Raw genomic sequence first — 14,350 nt, 5'->3', positions numbered from 1 at the left:
GGGGGAGGGTGGGCACAAACCGGCCCACCGGGCCGCACGCGGCGACGGCGCTCAGCCACCTGCGGCCCGCACCCGCCGCACCAGCCCCAGATACCGCTCCCAGTCCCACCCCGGCCCGGGATCGGTGTGATCGGCACCGGGCACCTCGGAGTGCGCCACGATGTGCCCCCGGTCCACCGGAATCCCGTACCGGCCACAGATCCCCGCCGCCAGCCGCGCCGACGCCGCGTACATCGCGTCCGTGAAGTCGCCGGGCCGCTCCACGTACCCCTCGTGCTCGATCCCGACACTGCGTTCGTTGAACGCCCGGTTCCCGGAGTGGAACGCCACGTCCAGTTCGCGGACGGTCTGCGCCACGTGCCCGTCCCGCCGCACGACGTAGTGCGCGGCCGCCTTGTGCAGCGGATCGCGGAAGACCCGCAGCGCGTCCCCGTAGTCGCCCTGCACCACATGGACGACGATCCGGTCGACGGTGTAGTCGTCCGGCCGCGAGGCCCGTCGCCAGTTCGCCGACGACGCGGCGACCCAGTCGGCGCCCGGGTGGTCGACGGCCCCGTCCACGCGGGGCCGCTCCCGCCCCGCGACGCGCCACCACCAGCGCGCGAGCTCGTCCCGCCCCGCGTACCCGGCCGCGCCGGCCGCCGCCACGGCACCGGCGCCGCCGATCAGCAGCGCGCGGCGCCCGACATCACGCTTGTGTTCGGCTTCCACCCGTCCCCCGCCCGGACACCACCATCAAAAATCCGTCCTGATGTGCGAAACGCGACGTGCCGCCCGGCGGTTCCGGCCGGGTCCTGCCGGGCGGCGTCGCTTACTCTGGATGGGTTATGACTGACTTCCCTGGCGCACCCGACCCCAAGGCCCCCCGCAAGGGGCTCCGCGTGCTCGCCGCCATGTCCGGCGGCGTCGACTCCGCCGTCGCCGCGGCCCGCGCCGTCGAAGCCGGCCACGACGTGACCGGTGTGCACCTCGCGCTCTCCGCGAACCCGCAGTCCTTCCGCACCGGCGCGCGCGGCTGCTGCACCATCGAGGACTCCCGCGACGCCCGCCGCGCCGCCGATGTGATCGGCATCCCCTTCTACTGCTGGGACCTGGCCGAGCGCTTCCGCGAGGACGTCGTCGAGGACTTCATCGCCGAGTACGAGGCCGGGCGCACGCCCAACCCGTGCCTGCGCTGCAACGAGAAGATCAAGTTCGCGGCGCTGCTGGACAAGGCCCTCGCGCTGGGCTTCGACGCCGTCTGCACCGGCCACTACGCCACGGTCGTGGTGAACGAGGACGGCACCCGCGAGCTGCACCGCGCCAGCGACATGGCCAAGGACCAGTCCTACGTCCTGGGCGTCCTGGACGAGCGCCAGCTCGCCCACGCGATGTTCCCGCTGGGCGACACGATCACCACCAAGGACGAGATCCGCGCCGAGGCGGAGCGCCGGGGCCTGGCCGTGGCGAAGAAGCCCGACAGCCACGACATCTGCTTCATCGCCGACGGCGACACCCAGGGCTTCCTGGCGAAGCGCCTGGGCCGGGCCGAGGGCGACATCGTCGACGAGACCGGCGCGACGCTCGGCACCCACGAAGGCGCCTACGGCTTCACCATCGGCCAGCGCAAGGGCCTGCGCATCGGCCGCCCGGCCCCGGACGGCAAGCCCCGCTATGTCCTGGACATCTCCCCGGTGAACAACACCGTGACGGTGGGCCCGGTGGAGGCCCTGGACGTCTCGGCCCTCACCGCCATCAAGCCCCGCTGGTGCGGCGTGGCCCCGGCCGGCCCCGGCACGTACACGGCCCAGCTGCGCGCCCACGGCGGCGAGACCGAGGTGACGGCCGAGCTCGTCGGCGACGAGCTCCGCGTCCGCTTCACCGAGCCGGTCCGCGGCGTGGCCCCCGGCCAGGCGATCGTCCTCTACGACGACACCCGCGTCGTCGGCTCGGCGACGATCGCGACGACGGAGCGGGCCGCCGCGCGGGCGGGTCAGTAGGTGCGGAAGGCCGTGGTGTTCAGTTCGGTGTCGATCGGCGCTCCGATCGACACCGGAATGCCGAACTCGCTTTCCGTGAAGGCCCGATAGTGACCCTGCTCCGGGAGTGAGTGAAGCAGGCACTTGCCTTCGACGGGGTCGACGATGAGGTAGTACAGCACTCCGGCCTGGGCGTACTTCTCCACCTTCCGGACTGTGTCGTTCTTGGGGTTCGACTTCGATGTGACCTCTACAGCCAAGATGATCTCGTCAGCCGGAAACTGATCGACGTCGGCGTCCAGGTACGACGGATCTGAGACGGCCAGATCAGGGCGAAGCAGTGTCGTGCCGCGCCAGCCTTCGTAGACAGTGTCGACCTCGGTTGTGACGCACCAGTTCGCTCCGAGCTGCAGTGCGATGGCCATCACCGCACGGCCGTGCTTGTGGGTAACCACGGTTTCGATGCAGACCTCTCCGTCGATCATCTCGGCGTGCAAGTCCGGGAATGCTTCGTCGATCTCCTCGAACTTCTGCATTTCCTCAGTCGTCACCGGGCGCTCCAGCTGCAGTGTCATGGTGTGGCCCTCCCCTCATGGTCGTGGCCCTCGCCAGGGTAGCGACGTGCGGACGACTCTGCCCTGGTTGGCGAGCCGCCCGCATCCGCTGGCGCGTTCTTCGCCCAAACGAGCGAAAAATGCTGAAGGTTACCGCTGGGAACCTACCGCTCGATCGACCGCGTCACGTTCGTGACCTCGCACCTGCCGCCGCTGCTCGGCGAGCCCGCCTTCGGCACGTACGGGGTGGAGACGTCGAGCGTGCCGGTCTTGCCCGGCATCACATAGGGGATGGACGGGAAGCGCGTGGTGATCTTGCCTTCCGGGTCGGTGAACTTCACCGTCAGGCGGTAGGTGTACTTGAGGGTCGCGCTGCCGTTGGTGGCGCTGAGCTTCGCCGTGATGCCGAGGCGGTCGGTGTAGGCGCAGTCCATGATCTTGATGTCGCTCATGGCGTCACTGCCGCCGCCCCGGCCGCTGCCGTTCGAGCCGAGGACGGACGAGCCGCCGGAGGACGAGGACGAGGACGAGGAGTCGCCGGCGCCACCACCGGTGGTCGCGCCACCGGTGGTCGCGCCACCGGTGGTGGTACCGCCGCCCGTCGTCCCGCCGCTGCTGAAACCGCCGCTGGTCGACGTGCCCCCGCTGGTGCCCCCGCTCGTGGAGGAGCCGCTGCTGTGGTGGCTGGATCCGCCGCCGCAGCTGGCGCCGTGGTGGCCGCGGGCGCCCGTGAGGGCGACGACGGCGATTCCGAAAACGGCGGTCGCGCGGACATGACGAAGCTTCATATGTGAACTCCCCCGATGAAGTGACGAGACGATGCGTTGATCATTTGACGAGCGCACGTCACGCTAACGGGGTGTTTACATATGGCCAAATCCCAGCGGGGCACCGGCTGTTTCTGTGACACGACCGCGACAGAACGGCGTCCGAAGAGGGATGAGCGGGATATTTTCAGCCGGTGCCGCGTACAACCTTCGCGATCTCGCACTTCGCGCCCTTTGTGGGGGCTCCCGCCTTCGGGCTGTAAGGGGCGGTGATGTCGTGGCTGTCCGTACGGCCGGGGCGGACGAACAGGAGCGAGAAGTCCTGGGGCTCGATCGCGGAGCCGTCCGGGGCGGTGAACTTCACGGTGACGGTGTAGCTGTAAGTGGCCGTCGCGCTGGGGTTCATGGCGCTCAGTTTGGCCGCGATGCCCTGCTTTTCGACGTATGCGCAGTCGGAGAGGGTGACGTCCTTCGTGCCGTCGCCCGAGCCGTCGGTGGTGGCGGCCGCGGCGGCCGCGGAACCCGAGCCCGAGGAGTCGCTCTTCCCGCTCGAGTCGCTGCCGCAGCCGCTCGCTCCGGTGAGGGCGATGATCACGAATCCGGATATGGCGGCAGTGCGTGACATGCGAATCTTCACTATGGCTGCTTTCAGTGAAATGACGGAGAACGACGCGGGGGTTACGCCGTCGGTGAGCCCGCGTCACGCTAGGCATGCCATTACCGCTTTTGCGATACCGCCGGTAACACTGTGATCGGTTCGCGACCCATAAGATTCCGAATCCATATCGGAGATATGGGAAAACGGCCCGTAGGGTCCGGCTCGCCAGAAGACGGCACACAGGGGGACAGAAGGCGGCGTACGGGGCCGGTGTCCGCCCCCGGCGCGGTGGGGCAAGCTGGGGGCATGGCAACACATGTGATCACCGGCTCCGGATCGGGCATCGGCGAGGCGGTCGCCCGGCGGCTGCACGAACGCGGCGACGAACTCTGGCTCGTCGCACGCGACGCGGGCCGGGCCAAGGAACTCGCCGCGCGCTTCCCCGGCGCCCACACCCTCGTCGCCGACCTCGGCAACCCCGACCGGCTCTCCTGGGCGCTCGGCCACCAGACGCTGCCCGAGCGGATCGACTCCCTGCTGCACATCGCGGGCGTCGCCGACCTCGGGGACATCGGCGAGCTGACCCCCAAGACCTGGAACCGGACTCTCGCCGTCAACCTCGTCGCGCCCGCCGAGCTGACGCGGCTGCTGCTGCCGCAGCTGCGCGTCTCGCAGGGGCACGTCGTCTTCGTCAACTCCGGCGCCGGGCTGCGCGCGAACCCCGGCTGGGGCGCGTACGCGGCCAGCAAGCACGGCCTGAAGGCGCTCGCGGACTCCCTGCGGGCCGAGGAGCACACCCACGGCGTGCGCGTCACCAGCGTGTACCCGGGCCGCGTGGCCACCGCCATGCAGGTGAGCGTGCACCAGCAGGAGGGCAAGGAGTACGAGCCGGGCAAGTGGATCACCCCGGAGTCCGTCACCTCGACGATCCTGCTCGCCCTGGACCTGCCGCGCGACGCGGAGATCAACGACCTGTCGGTCCGCCCCGGGTACTCGGGCGGCTGAGAACCGGTCCCGTCCGGGCGGCCCCTTTCTCGTACCCTTCCTGAGTGAGCGAGAAGAGCAACGTCAGGAGCTGGGGCGCGGGGGCCGCGACCGGCGTCGGTTCGATGCCCGGGGGAGACGCGCGCGAGGCCGCGAAGACCGTCACCGGGTCACTGGAGGCGCTGCCGCACCTCCCGGAGCTGCCCGCGCGCGGGCCCGGGGCGGACATGATCGGCCGCACCGCCGGGATGCTGGTCGAGGTCTTCGCGCACCTGGAGCCCAGCGGCTGGCGTATCAGCGACCGGCCCGGCCGCGACACCCGCCGCGCGCGCTCCTGGCTCGGCGAGGACCTGGACGCGCTCGAGGAGTTCACCCAGGGCCACGAGGGCGCCCTCAAGGTCTCCGCCGTCGGCCCCTGGACCCTCTCCGCCTCCCTCCAGCTGCGCGGCGGCGAGGCCGCCCTCGCCGACGCCGGCGCCTGCCGCGACCTCACGGCCTCCCTCGCCGAGGGCCTGCGCGGTCACCTCGCCGAGGTCCGCCGCCGGGTGCCGGGCGCCCGGCTGGTCCTCCAGCTCGACGAGCCCTCCCTGCCCGCCGTGCTGCGCGGACAGATCCGTACGGCCAGCGGCTACCGCACCCACCGGGCGGTCGACCGGGCCGTCGTCGAGGGCGCGCTGCGCGACCTGGCGGCGGTCGCGACGGAGGCCGGCGCCGAGCTCGTCGTGCACTCGTGCGCCCCCGGCGTGCCCTTCGCGCTGCTGCGGCGCGCCGGAGTCACCGGTGTCTCGTTCGATTTCTCGCTCCTCACCGAGCGTGAGGACGATGCGATCGGTGAGGCGGTCGAGGCGGGCACGACCCTCTTCGCTGGCGTGGTGCCCGGCGTGGACGGCCCATTGTCCGACCCTGCCGGTAGCGTCATGGGTGTCAGGATGCTGTGGCGCAGGCTGGGGCTGACACCGGGGGCTCTTTCGGAGTCCGTGGTCGTCACCCCGTCGTGCGGGCTCGCGGGCGCTTCGCCCGCCTATGCCCGCGCGGCCCTCGCCCACTGCGTCCGGGCGGCGAAATCACTCGCAGACAACCCTGAGTGACGGCGCTCATGGATCAACGGGAGGACGAGACGGTGGCTGTCGAACGGCGAGGCGAAGAGCTCCAGGAGCTCGCGGCGCAGGCGGCGGTGCCCGCCGAGGCGCGGGAGAGGCACGCCCTGCTGGCCGAGCAGGTCGAGGAGCACCGCTTCCGGTATTACGTGAAGGACGCCCCCGTCATCAGCGACGCCGAGTTCGACAAGCTGCTGCGGTCGCTGGAGGCCCTGGAGACCGAGCACCCGCCGCTGCGCACCCCGGACTCGCCCACCCAGAAGGTCGCCGGGGCGTACGAGACAGTGTTTACGGCGTTCTCCGCCGTCGAGCACCGCGAGCGCATGCTCTCCCTCGACAACGCCTTCGACGACGAGGAGCTCGCCGCCTGGGCCGAGCGCATCGCCAAGGACCTCGGCGAGGGCTCGGCCCACCACTTCCTGTGCGAGCTCAAGGTCGACGGCCTCGCCGTCAACCTGACGTACGAGCACGGCCGTCTCACCCGCGCCGCCACCCGCGGCGACGGCCGCACCGGCGAGGACATCACGCCGAACGTGCGCACCATCTCCGAGGTCCCGGACCGGCTGAAGGGCGACCGGATCCCCGCCCTCGTCGAGGTGCGCGGCGAGGTCTACTTCCCGATGGAGAAGTTCGAGGAGCTCAACGCCCGTCTGGTGGAGGCGGGCAAGGCCCCCTTCGCCAACCCGCGCAACGCGGCGGCCGGTTCGCTGCGCCAGAAGGACCCGCGCGTCACCGCCACCCGCCCGCTGCACATGGTGGTGCACGGCGTCGGCGCCCGCGAGGGCTTCGACATCGACTGCCAGTCGCACGCCTACGAGCTGCTGCGGGAGTGGGGCCTGCCCACCGCCGCGCACGCCGAGGTCTTCGGCTCGCTGGAGGAGGTGCGGAAGTTCATCGCCCACTACGGGCAGCCCAAGGTCCGGCACTCGATGGAGCACGAGATCGACGGCGTCGTCGTCAAGCTCGACGAGATCCCCCTGCAGGGCCGGCTCGGCTCCACCGCGCGCGCCCCGCGCTGGGCCATCGCCTGGAAGTACCCGCCGGAGGAGGTCAACACCAAGCTCCTCGACATCCGCGTCGGCGTCGGCCGCACCGGCCGGGTGACCCCGCAGGCCGTCTTCGAGCCCGTCACGGTCGCCGGCTCCGAGGTCGAGTTCGCCACCCTCCACAACCAGGAGGTCGTCAAGGCCAAGGGCGTCCTCATCGGCGACACCGTCGTCATCCGCAAGGCCGGCGATGTGATCCCCGAGGTCCTCGGCCCCGTCGTGGATCTGCGCGACGGCACCGAACGGGAGTTCGTGATGCCCGCCGAGTGCCCCGAGTGCGGCACCGGGCTGCGCCCGATGAAGGAGGGCGACATCGACCTCCGGTGCCCCAACGCCCGCTCCTGCCCGGGCCAGATCCGTGAGCGGCTGTACTACCTCGTGGGCCGCGAGTGCCTCGACATCGAGAACTTCGGCTATGTGGCCGCCTCGGCCCTCACCCAGCCCCTGGAGCCCGCCACCCCGCCCGTGGCCAACGAGGGTGACCTCTTCGATCTGACGATTGAAGAACTGCTGCCCATCAAGTCGTACGTACGGGATCAGGACAGCGGTCTGCCCAAGATCGACCCCAAGACGGGCAAGGAGAAGGTCGTCACCTTCTTCGCCAACCAGAAGGGCGAGCCGAAGAAGAACGCCCTGGCCATGCTGGAGAACATCCAGGCCGCCAAGCAGCGTCCGCTGGCCCGGATCGTCAACGGCCTGTCCATCCGTCATGTTGGCCCGGTCGCCGCGGTGGCGCTGGCCCGCGAGTTCCGCTCGATCGACCGGATCGCCGAGGCCACGGAGGAGGAGCTCGCCGCCGTCGACGGCGTCTCGGACACCATCGCCACCGCCGTCCGGGAGTGGTTCGCCGAGGACTGGCACCGCGAGGTCATCGAGAAGTGGCGGGCCGCCGGGGTCCGGATGGAGGAGGAGGCCGGCGAGGAGGAGGGCCCGCGTCCGCTCGCCGGGCTGACCGTCGTCGTCACCGGTACCCTCACGGGCTTCACCCGGGACGCCGCCAAGGAGGCCCTCCAGAGCCGGGGCGCGAAGGTGACCGGGTCGGTATCGAAGAAGACGGACTTCGTGGTCGTCGGTGACAACCCCGGTTCGAAATACGACAAGGCGATGCAGCTGAAGGTCCCGGTCCTCGAAGAGGACGGTTTCACCGTGCTGCTGGAGGAAGGCCCCGAGGCGGCGCGCGAGGCGGCCGTGCCCCAGGAGGCCACCCCAGCGGAGTAATGCCCGCATAGGCAGTGGGCATTACCCCTACAGCGCGTACCAGATGGCTACAGAACGCCGGATCGCATTCGGGCAACCGCTGCCGATCGCTGCCCGCCGTAGCCTTCTGCGGCCTACTGTTGAGATGTGCGCCTGCCGTGGCGCGGGCACCGCCGGCTGTGAGAGGGACGGGCATGAAACCCACCACCGACAGCGCCGAACCGGCATCGCGGCCGCGGCGGCTCTCCCCGCCCGGGCTGCCGACGGTCTGCGTGGCCCTGGCCGCGCTCGGGCTCTCCGTAGGCGTGCTGCGGGCGGTCGCCTCCGGCCGGGCCCTTTTCCCGGGGCAGACCGTCGGCTGGTCGCTCGCGACCCTCACCGCGCTCATCGTCGCCCATCTGGTCGCCCTCGGCCGGGACCGCTGGTGGGGCGGCACCGGATCCGGTGCCGCCCTCACCCTGGCCGTCCTGCTCCTCTACGGCTGGCTCCCGGCCGTGCTGATCAGCATCGCGGTCGTCACCCTGGTGGCCGCCGCCCGCCGCCACCGGTGGCGGCAGGCATTACTCCACGGCGCGGTCGACATCCTCGGCATCGCGGCAGCCGGGCTCGGCCTCGCCGCCTGCGGGATCACCGCCGGCGTCGAGAGCCCCTGGCTGCCCGACACCTGGCAGCTCTCCGCCGCCCCCAAGATCGCCCTCGCCGCCTTCCTCTACCTCGCCGTCACCCGCGCGCTCCTCTGGTGGTCCATGGCCCCGCGCGCCGCGCTGACCAGCATCGCCCGCACCGCCCTGATGCGGCAGGCCCTCGTCGGCATCGCCCTCCTCGGCATCGCCCCGCTGATCGCGGTCGTCGCCGACCACTCGCCCGTCCTCCTCCCCCTCTTCGCGGTCCCGCTCATCGCCCTCGACTCCACCCTCTGGATCGCCCGCGCCCGCGCCGAGGAACAACTGCGCGACCCCCTCACCGGTCTGCCCAACCGTCAGTGGCTGCTGGAACGCACCTGGACCGCCCTGGACGAGGCCGAACGGGCCGGGACCCGCGCCGCGCTCGTCCTGATCGACCTCGATCGCTTCCGGTCGGTCAACGACACCCTCGGTCATCTCGCCGGTGACCGGCTGCTCCTCCAGATCGCCGAACGGCTGCGCCTCGCCCTGCCCCGGGACGCGGAGGCCGCCCGCCTCGGCGGCGACGAGTTCGCCGTGCTGCTGCCCACCGCCGACTCCCTCACCAGCGCCCAGCGGGTCGCCCGGACGCTCGTCGCCGACCTCGGCTCCCCCCTCGACCTGGACGGGCTCACCCTCGTCCTGGAGGCCAGCGCCGGCGTCGCCGTCTACCCCGACCACGCCCTGGACGCGGAGGGGCTGCTCCGCCGGGCCGACGTGGCGATGTACCAGGCCAAGCGCGACCGCAGCGGCGTCGAGGTCTACGAGGCCCGCCGCGACGGCAACACCCCCGACCGGCTCGGCCTCCTCGGCGATCTGCGCCGCGCCCTGGACGCCGGCGAGGTCGAGCTCCACTACCAGCCCAAGGTCGGCTTCGACGGCCATGTCGAGGGCCTGGAGGCCCTGGTCCGCTGGGTCCACCCGGAGCGGGGCCGGGTCTCCCCGGACGAGTTCATCGCGATCGCCGAGTCGTCGGGCCTGATGCCCCGGCTGACGGAGTACGTCCTGGAGACCGCGCTCGGGCAGGTGGCGAAGTGGCGGGCCATGGGCCTGGAGGTCCCCGTGGCGGTCAACGTCTCCCCGCGCGACGTCCACACCCCGGGCTTCGCCGGCTCCGTCGCCGCCCGCCTCGCCCGGCACGGCGTACCCCCCGGGGCGCTCCAGCTGGAGATAACGGAGCACGTGCTCCTGGAGGACCCGCAGCGCGCGGCCGACACGCTCGCCGGGCTCACCGGCCACGGCGTGAAGATGTCCCTCGACGACTTCGGCACGGGCTACTCCTCCCTCGTCCACCTGCGGCGCCTCCCGGTCAGCGAGCTGAAGATCGACCGTTCCTTCGTCGCCCGGCTCGCCATCGACAACGAGGACGCCGAGATCGTCCGCTGCACCCTCGACCTCGCCCATTCGCTGGGCCTCCTCGTCGTCGCCGAGGGCGTCGAGGACGACGAGACCTGGGAGCGGCTGCGCGATCTGGGCTGCGACGCGGTCCAGGGCTGGCTCGTCGCGGCGGCGATGCCGCCGGACGAGACCACGGCCTGGCTCCGCCTCCGCGAATCCGGCGTCCGCCGCGAGCCCCTGGCCACGGCCCCGGCCCCCACGTCGGCTCCGGCGGAGGAGGACGCGGTCACCTGACGGGCGGCACGCCCCGGGCTCCCGGCGGTTTCGGCACCGCCGGTCTCCCCGGCGGGGGCTGACCGCCGCCGCGACGGTGGGTAACCCCCGCCGGGGAGCCCGGCGGTGCCCGACCGCCCGAAGCCCCCGAAAGGACCACCCGGCCCAGCGGCAGCGAAACCGTTTCGCGGGCACACCCGCCGGAGCCATAGGATTGGGCCGAAACCCAATACATCCCACCCTTGAGGATCGCTGCATGCCTGGCATCACGCGCGAGGAGGTCGCCCACCTCGCCCGGCTGTCACGTCTGGAGCTGAAGGCCGAAGAGCTCGACCACTTCGCCGAACAGCTCGACGTGATCATCGGCGCGGTCGCCCGCGTTTCCGATGTGGCCGACGAGGACGTACCGCCGACCTCCCACCCGCTGCCCCTGACCAACGTCATGCGCGCGGACGTCGTCCGCCCGTCGCTGACCCCCCAGGAGGCGCTCTCCGGCGCCCCCGCCCAGGAGCAGCAGCGTTTCAAGGTGCCGCAGATCCTGGGGGAGGACTGACCACGATGGCAGATCTGATCAAGCTCACCGCGGCCGAGATCGCCGAGAAGATCGCCTCCGGCGAGCTCACGGCCGTCGAGGTCACCGAGGCCCACCTGGCCCGCATCGAGGCCGTCGACGAGAAGGTGCACGCCTTCCTCCACGTCGACCGCGAGGGCGCGCTCGCCCAGGCCCGCGAGGTGGACGCCAAGCGCGAGCGCGGCGAGAAGCTCGGCCCGCTGGCCGGCGTCCCGCTGGCGCTGAAGGACATCTTCACCACCAAGGGCGTCCCCACCACCGTCGGCTCCAAGATCCTCGAAGGCTGGATCCCGCCGTACGACGCGACGCTCACCAAGCGTCTGAAGGACGCCGACGTCGTCATCCTCGGCAAGACCAACATGGACGAGTTCGCCATGGGGTCCTCCACCGAGAACAGCGCCTACGGCCCCACCGGCAACCCCTGGGACCTCACCAAGATCCCCGGCGGCTCCGGCGGCGGCTCCTCCGCCGCCCTCGCGGCCTTCCAGGCCCCCCTCGCCATCGGCACGGACACCGGCGGTTCCATCCGCCAGCCCGCCGCCGTCACCGCCACCGTCGGCGTCAAGCCCACCTACGGCTCGGTCTCCCGCTACGGCATGGTGGCGTTCTCCTCCTCCCTCGACCAGGGCGGCCCCTGCGCCCGTACGGTCCTGGACGCGGCCCTGCTGCACGAGGTGATCGCCGGCCACGACCCGCTGGACTCCACCTCCATCGACGCCCCGGTCCCGCCGGTCGTCGAGGCCGCGCGCAACGGCTCCGTCGCCGGTATGCGCGTCGGTGTCGTCAAGCAGTTCCGAGGCGAGGGCTACCAGGCCGGTGTGCTCCAGCGCTTCGACGAGTCCGTCGAGCTCCTCAAGGAGCTGGGCGCCGAGATCGTCGAGCTGGACTGCCCGTCCTTCGACCTCGCGCTGGCCGCGTACTACCTGATCGCGCCGTCCGAGTGCTCCTCCAACCTGGCCCGCTTCGACGCCATGCGCTACGGCCTGCGGGTCGGCGACGACGGCACGAAGTCGGCCGAGGAGGTCACCGCCCTCACCCGTGAGGCCGGCTTCGGCCCCGAGGTCAAGCGCCGTGTGATGCTCGGCACCTACGCGCTCAGCTCCGGCTACTACGACGCGTACTACGGCTCGGCGCAGAAGGTCCGCACGCTCATCTCGCGCGACTTCGACAAGGCGTTCGAGCAGGTCGACGTGATCGTCTCGCCGACCACGCCCACCACCGCCTTCGCGATCGGCGAGCGGGTCGACGACCCGATGGCGATGTACCTCGCCGACCTGTGCACCATCCCGACCAACCTGGCGGGCAACGCGGCCATGTCGCTGCCCTGCGGCCTCGCCCCCGAGGACGGCATGCCGGTCGGTCTGCAGATCATCGCTCCCGCCATGAAGGACGACCGGCTCTACAAGGTCGGTGCCGCGGTCGAGGCCGCGTTCACCGAGCGCTGGGGCCACCCGATTCTCGAGGAGGCACCGGCACTGTGAGCATCGAAGAGAGCAAGTCGGGCGCGCTGAAGAAGGCCAAGGGCTTCAAGAAGTCCAAGGCCGGCACGTACCTGTCCATCGGCACCACGCTGTTCGGCGCCATCAGCGTCGCCAAGCAGGCCAAGAAGGCGCGCGGCGAGCAGGACACCCTGCAGCTCGTCGACGCGGTGGTCTCCGCCGCCGCCATCGTCACCGGCGTCGCCCTGCTCGTCCGCGAGCTGCGCCGTATGAACAGCGACGACGTCCTCGCGGGCTGAGCAGGGACTGAGAGGTTAGTTTTCCGTGACCGTCACTGAACTGGTGTCGTACGACGAGGCGCTCGCCACCTACGAGCCCGTCATGGGGCTCGAGGTGCACGTCGAGCTCGGCACCAAGACCAAGATGTTCTGCGGGTGCGCCACCGAGCTGGGCGCCGAGCCCAACTCGCAGACGTGCCCCACCTGCCTCGGCCTGCCCGGCTCCCTCCCGGTCGTCAACGGCATCGCCGTCGAGTCGGCCGTCAAGATCGGTCTCGCGCTGAACTGCGAGATCGCCGAGTGGTGCCGCTTCGCCCGGAAGAACTACTTCTATCCGGACATGCCGAAGAACTTCCAGACCTCCCAGTACGACGAGCCGATCGCCTTCAACGGCTATCTGGACGTCCAGCTGGAGGACGGCGAGGTCTTCCGCGTGGAGATCGAGCGCGCCCACATGGAGGAGGACACCGGCAAGTCCACCCACGTGGGCGGTGCCACCGGCCGCATCCACGGCGCGCAGCACTCGCTGCTGGACTACAACCGCGCCGGCATCCCCCTCATCGAGATCGTCACCAAGCCGATCACCGGTGCGGGTGAGCGCGCCCCCGAGGTCGCCAAGGCGTACGTCGCCGAGCTGCGCGAGCTCATCAAGGCGCTCGGCGTCTCCGAGGCCCGTATGGAGATGGGCCAGATGCGCTGCGACGTCAACCTCTCGCTGATGCCCAAGGGCAGCGAGAAGTTCGGCACGCGCTCCGAGACGAAGAACGTCAACTCGCTGCGCTCCGTCGAGCGTGCCGCGCGCTTCGAGATCCAGCGGCACGCCGCGGTCCTCAACGGCGGCGGCACGATCATCCAGGAGACCCGTCACTTCCACGAGGAGGACGGCTCCACGACGTCCGGCCGCGTCAAGGAGGAGGCGGAGGACTACCGCTACTTCCCCGAGCCGGACCTGGTGCCGGTGGCCCCCGCGCGCGAGTGGGTCGAGGAGCTGCGCAAGGGCCTGCCCGAGCTGCCGCGCGTGCGCCGCAACCGGCTGCGCGAGGAGTGGGGCGTCTCCGAGCACGACATGCAGTCGATCCTCAACGCGGGCGCGGTCGATCTGATCGCCGCCACGATCGAGGCGGGCGCGGACGCCGCGTCGGCCCGTAAGTGGTGGATGGGCGAGCTGTCGCGCATCGCCAACGAGGAGGGCATCGGCCTCGGCCTGCTGCCGATCACGCCGGCCCAGGTCGCCCGTATCGCGACGCTGATCGCCGAGGGCTCGCTCAACGACAAGCTGGGCCGTGAGGTCATCAAGCACGTCGTCAACGACGAGGGCGAGCCCGACGAGATCGTCGAGGCCCGCGGTCTGAAGATCGTCTCCGATGAGGGCGCGCTCGGCACCGCCGTGGACGAGGCCATCGCGGCCAACGCCGGCATCGCGGACAAGATCCGCTCGGGCAAGGTCGCGGCGGCGGGTGCGCTCGTCGGCGCGGTCATGAAGGCCACGCGCGGCCAGGCGGACGCGGCCCGCGTCCGTGAGCTGATCCTGGAGAAGCTCGGCGTCGAGGGCTGATCGCCACGCCCCGCGTCAACGCGTCACGACGGC

The 14,350-nt window shown here is 71.1% G+C and carries 13 protein-coding genes; 9 read left to right on the top strand and 4 right to left on the bottom strand.

Features of this window, described 5'->3' with window-relative positions:
• Positions 1-51 precede the first annotated feature (51 nt).
• Positions 52-711, bottom strand: coding sequence for an N-acetylmuramoyl-L-alanine amidase (locus tag K6I33_RS03610; protein WP_229348193.1), 660 nt, complete (start codon positions 709-711; stop codon positions 52-54).
• Positions 712-827: 116 nt separating this feature from the next.
• On the opposite strand from K6I33_RS03610, the gene mnmA reads away from it, so the two are divergent.
• Positions 828-1,979 (top strand): tRNA 2-thiouridine(34) synthase MnmA, encoded by a 1,152-nt coding sequence (mnmA, locus tag K6I33_RS03605; protein WP_229348192.1) that lies wholly within the window; start codon positions 828-830, stop codon positions 1,977-1,979.
• On the opposite strand, the gene K6I33_RS03600 is transcribed toward mnmA, so the two are convergent.
• The 3 genes from K6I33_RS03600 to K6I33_RS03590 all read right to left on the bottom strand — a co-directional run bounded on the left by K6I33_RS03600 (position 1,973) and on the right by K6I33_RS03590 (position 3,904).
• Positions 1,973-2,533 carry a Uma2 family endonuclease gene (locus K6I33_RS03600; protein ID WP_229348191.1) on the bottom strand — a complete coding sequence of 187 codons (561 nt, stop codon included), beginning with the start codon at positions 2,531-2,533 and terminating at the stop codon, positions 1,973-1,975. The two genes, mnmA and K6I33_RS03600, sit on opposite strands and share 7 nt — an antisense overlap.
• Positions 2,534-2,676: 143 nt before the next feature.
• Positions 2,677-3,300: a hypothetical protein gene (locus tag K6I33_RS03595; protein WP_229348190.1), complete on the bottom strand. Its 624-nt coding sequence runs from the start codon at positions 3,298-3,300 to the stop codon at positions 2,677-2,679.
• A gap of 166 nt (positions 3,301-3,466) precedes the next feature.
• Positions 3,467-3,904: a hypothetical protein gene (locus K6I33_RS03590; protein ID WP_229348189.1), complete on the bottom strand. Its 438-nt coding sequence runs from the start codon at positions 3,902-3,904 to the stop codon at positions 3,467-3,469.
• 279 nt (positions 3,905-4,183) lie between these two features.
• Between K6I33_RS03590 and K6I33_RS03585 the strand changes: the two genes are divergently transcribed.
• The 8 genes from K6I33_RS03585 to gatB all read left to right on the top strand — a co-directional run bounded on the left by K6I33_RS03585 (position 4,184) and on the right by gatB (position 14,317).
• Entirely contained in the window at positions 4,184-4,882 is a 699-nt protein-coding gene (locus K6I33_RS03585; protein WP_229348188.1) for an SDR family oxidoreductase, read from the top strand.
• A 44-nt stretch (positions 4,883-4,926) separates the two neighbouring features.
• Positions 4,927-5,949 (top strand): methionine synthase, encoded by a 1,023-nt coding sequence (locus K6I33_RS03580; protein WP_229348187.1) that lies wholly within the window; start codon positions 4,927-4,929, stop codon positions 5,947-5,949.
• A gap of 8 nt (positions 5,950-5,957) precedes the next feature.
• Positions 5,958-8,222, top strand: coding sequence for an NAD-dependent DNA ligase LigA (gene ligA, locus K6I33_RS03575; RefSeq protein ID WP_229348186.1), 2,265 nt, complete (start codon positions 5,958-5,960; stop codon positions 8,220-8,222).
• A 173-nt stretch (positions 8,223-8,395) separates the two neighbouring features.
• Entirely contained in the window at positions 8,396-10,495 is a 2,100-nt protein-coding gene (locus tag K6I33_RS03570; RefSeq protein ID WP_229348185.1) for a bifunctional diguanylate cyclase/phosphodiesterase, read from the top strand.
• A 235-nt stretch (positions 10,496-10,730) separates the two neighbouring features.
• Positions 10,731-11,027, top strand: coding sequence for an Asp-tRNA(Asn)/Glu-tRNA(Gln) amidotransferase subunit GatC (gatC, locus tag K6I33_RS03565; RefSeq protein WP_126916225.1), 297 nt, complete (start codon positions 10,731-10,733; stop codon positions 11,025-11,027).
• A 5-nt stretch (positions 11,028-11,032) separates the two neighbouring features.
• The gene (gatA, locus tag K6I33_RS03560) at positions 11,033-12,526 is read left to right on the top strand and encodes an Asp-tRNA(Asn)/Glu-tRNA(Gln) amidotransferase subunit GatA (protein ID WP_374283188.1); all 1,494 of its coding nucleotides are present in this window, start codon (positions 11,033-11,035) and stop codon (positions 12,524-12,526) included.
• Positions 12,523-12,783 (top strand): hypothetical protein, encoded by a 261-nt coding sequence (locus K6I33_RS03555; protein ID WP_229348184.1) that lies wholly within the window; start codon positions 12,523-12,525, stop codon positions 12,781-12,783. Before gatA ends, K6I33_RS03555 begins: the two co-directional genes overlap by 4 nt.
• Before the next feature lie 25 nt (positions 12,784-12,808).
• A complete protein-coding gene (gene gatB, locus K6I33_RS03550) occupies positions 12,809-14,317 on the top strand; it encodes an Asp-tRNA(Asn)/Glu-tRNA(Gln) amidotransferase subunit GatB (RefSeq protein WP_308297043.1) in 1,509 nt (502 codons plus the stop codon).
• Positions 14,318-14,350 lie beyond the last annotated feature (33 nt).

This window comes from Streptomyces sp. UNOB3_S3, from assembly GCF_020740895.1.
GTDB lineage: Bacteria > Actinomycetota > Actinomycetes > Streptomycetales > Streptomycetaceae > Streptomyces.
Note: the sequence above shows the minus strand (reverse complement) of the source record. Positions and strands in the feature narration are given on the sequence as shown.

What these genes read in the sequence shown, in the direction of transcription:
- gatC (WP_126916225.1), top strand. Translation starts at nt 10,731, where the DNA reads ATGCCTGGCATCACGCGCGAGGAGGTCGCCCACCTCGCCCGGCTGTCA.
- mnmA (WP_229348192.1), top strand. Translation starts at nt 828, where the DNA reads ATGACTGACTTCCCTGGCGCACCCGACCCCAAGGCCCCCCGCAAGGGG.
- K6I33_RS03595 (WP_229348190.1), bottom strand. Translation starts at nt 3,300, where the DNA reads ATGAAGCTTCGTCATGTCCGCGCGACCGCCGTTTTCGGAATCGCCGTC.
- K6I33_RS03570 (WP_229348185.1), top strand. Translation starts at nt 8,396, where the DNA reads ATGAAACCCACCACCGACAGCGCCGAACCGGCATCGCGGCCGCGGCGG.
- ligA (WP_229348186.1), top strand. Translation starts at nt 5,958, where the DNA reads ATGGATCAACGGGAGGACGAGACGGTGGCTGTCGAACGGCGAGGCGAA.
- K6I33_RS03585 (WP_229348188.1), top strand. Translation starts at nt 4,184, where the DNA reads ATGGCAACACATGTGATCACCGGCTCCGGATCGGGCATCGGCGAGGCG.
- K6I33_RS03600 (WP_229348191.1), bottom strand. Translation starts at nt 2,533, where the DNA reads ATGACACTGCAGCTGGAGCGCCCGGTGACGACTGAGGAAATGCAGAAG.
- K6I33_RS03590 (WP_229348189.1), bottom strand. Translation starts at nt 3,904, where the DNA reads ATGTCACGCACTGCCGCCATATCCGGATTCGTGATCATCGCCCTCACC.
- gatA (WP_374283188.1), top strand. Translation starts at nt 11,033, where the DNA reads ATGGCAGATCTGATCAAGCTCACCGCGGCCGAGATCGCCGAGAAGATC.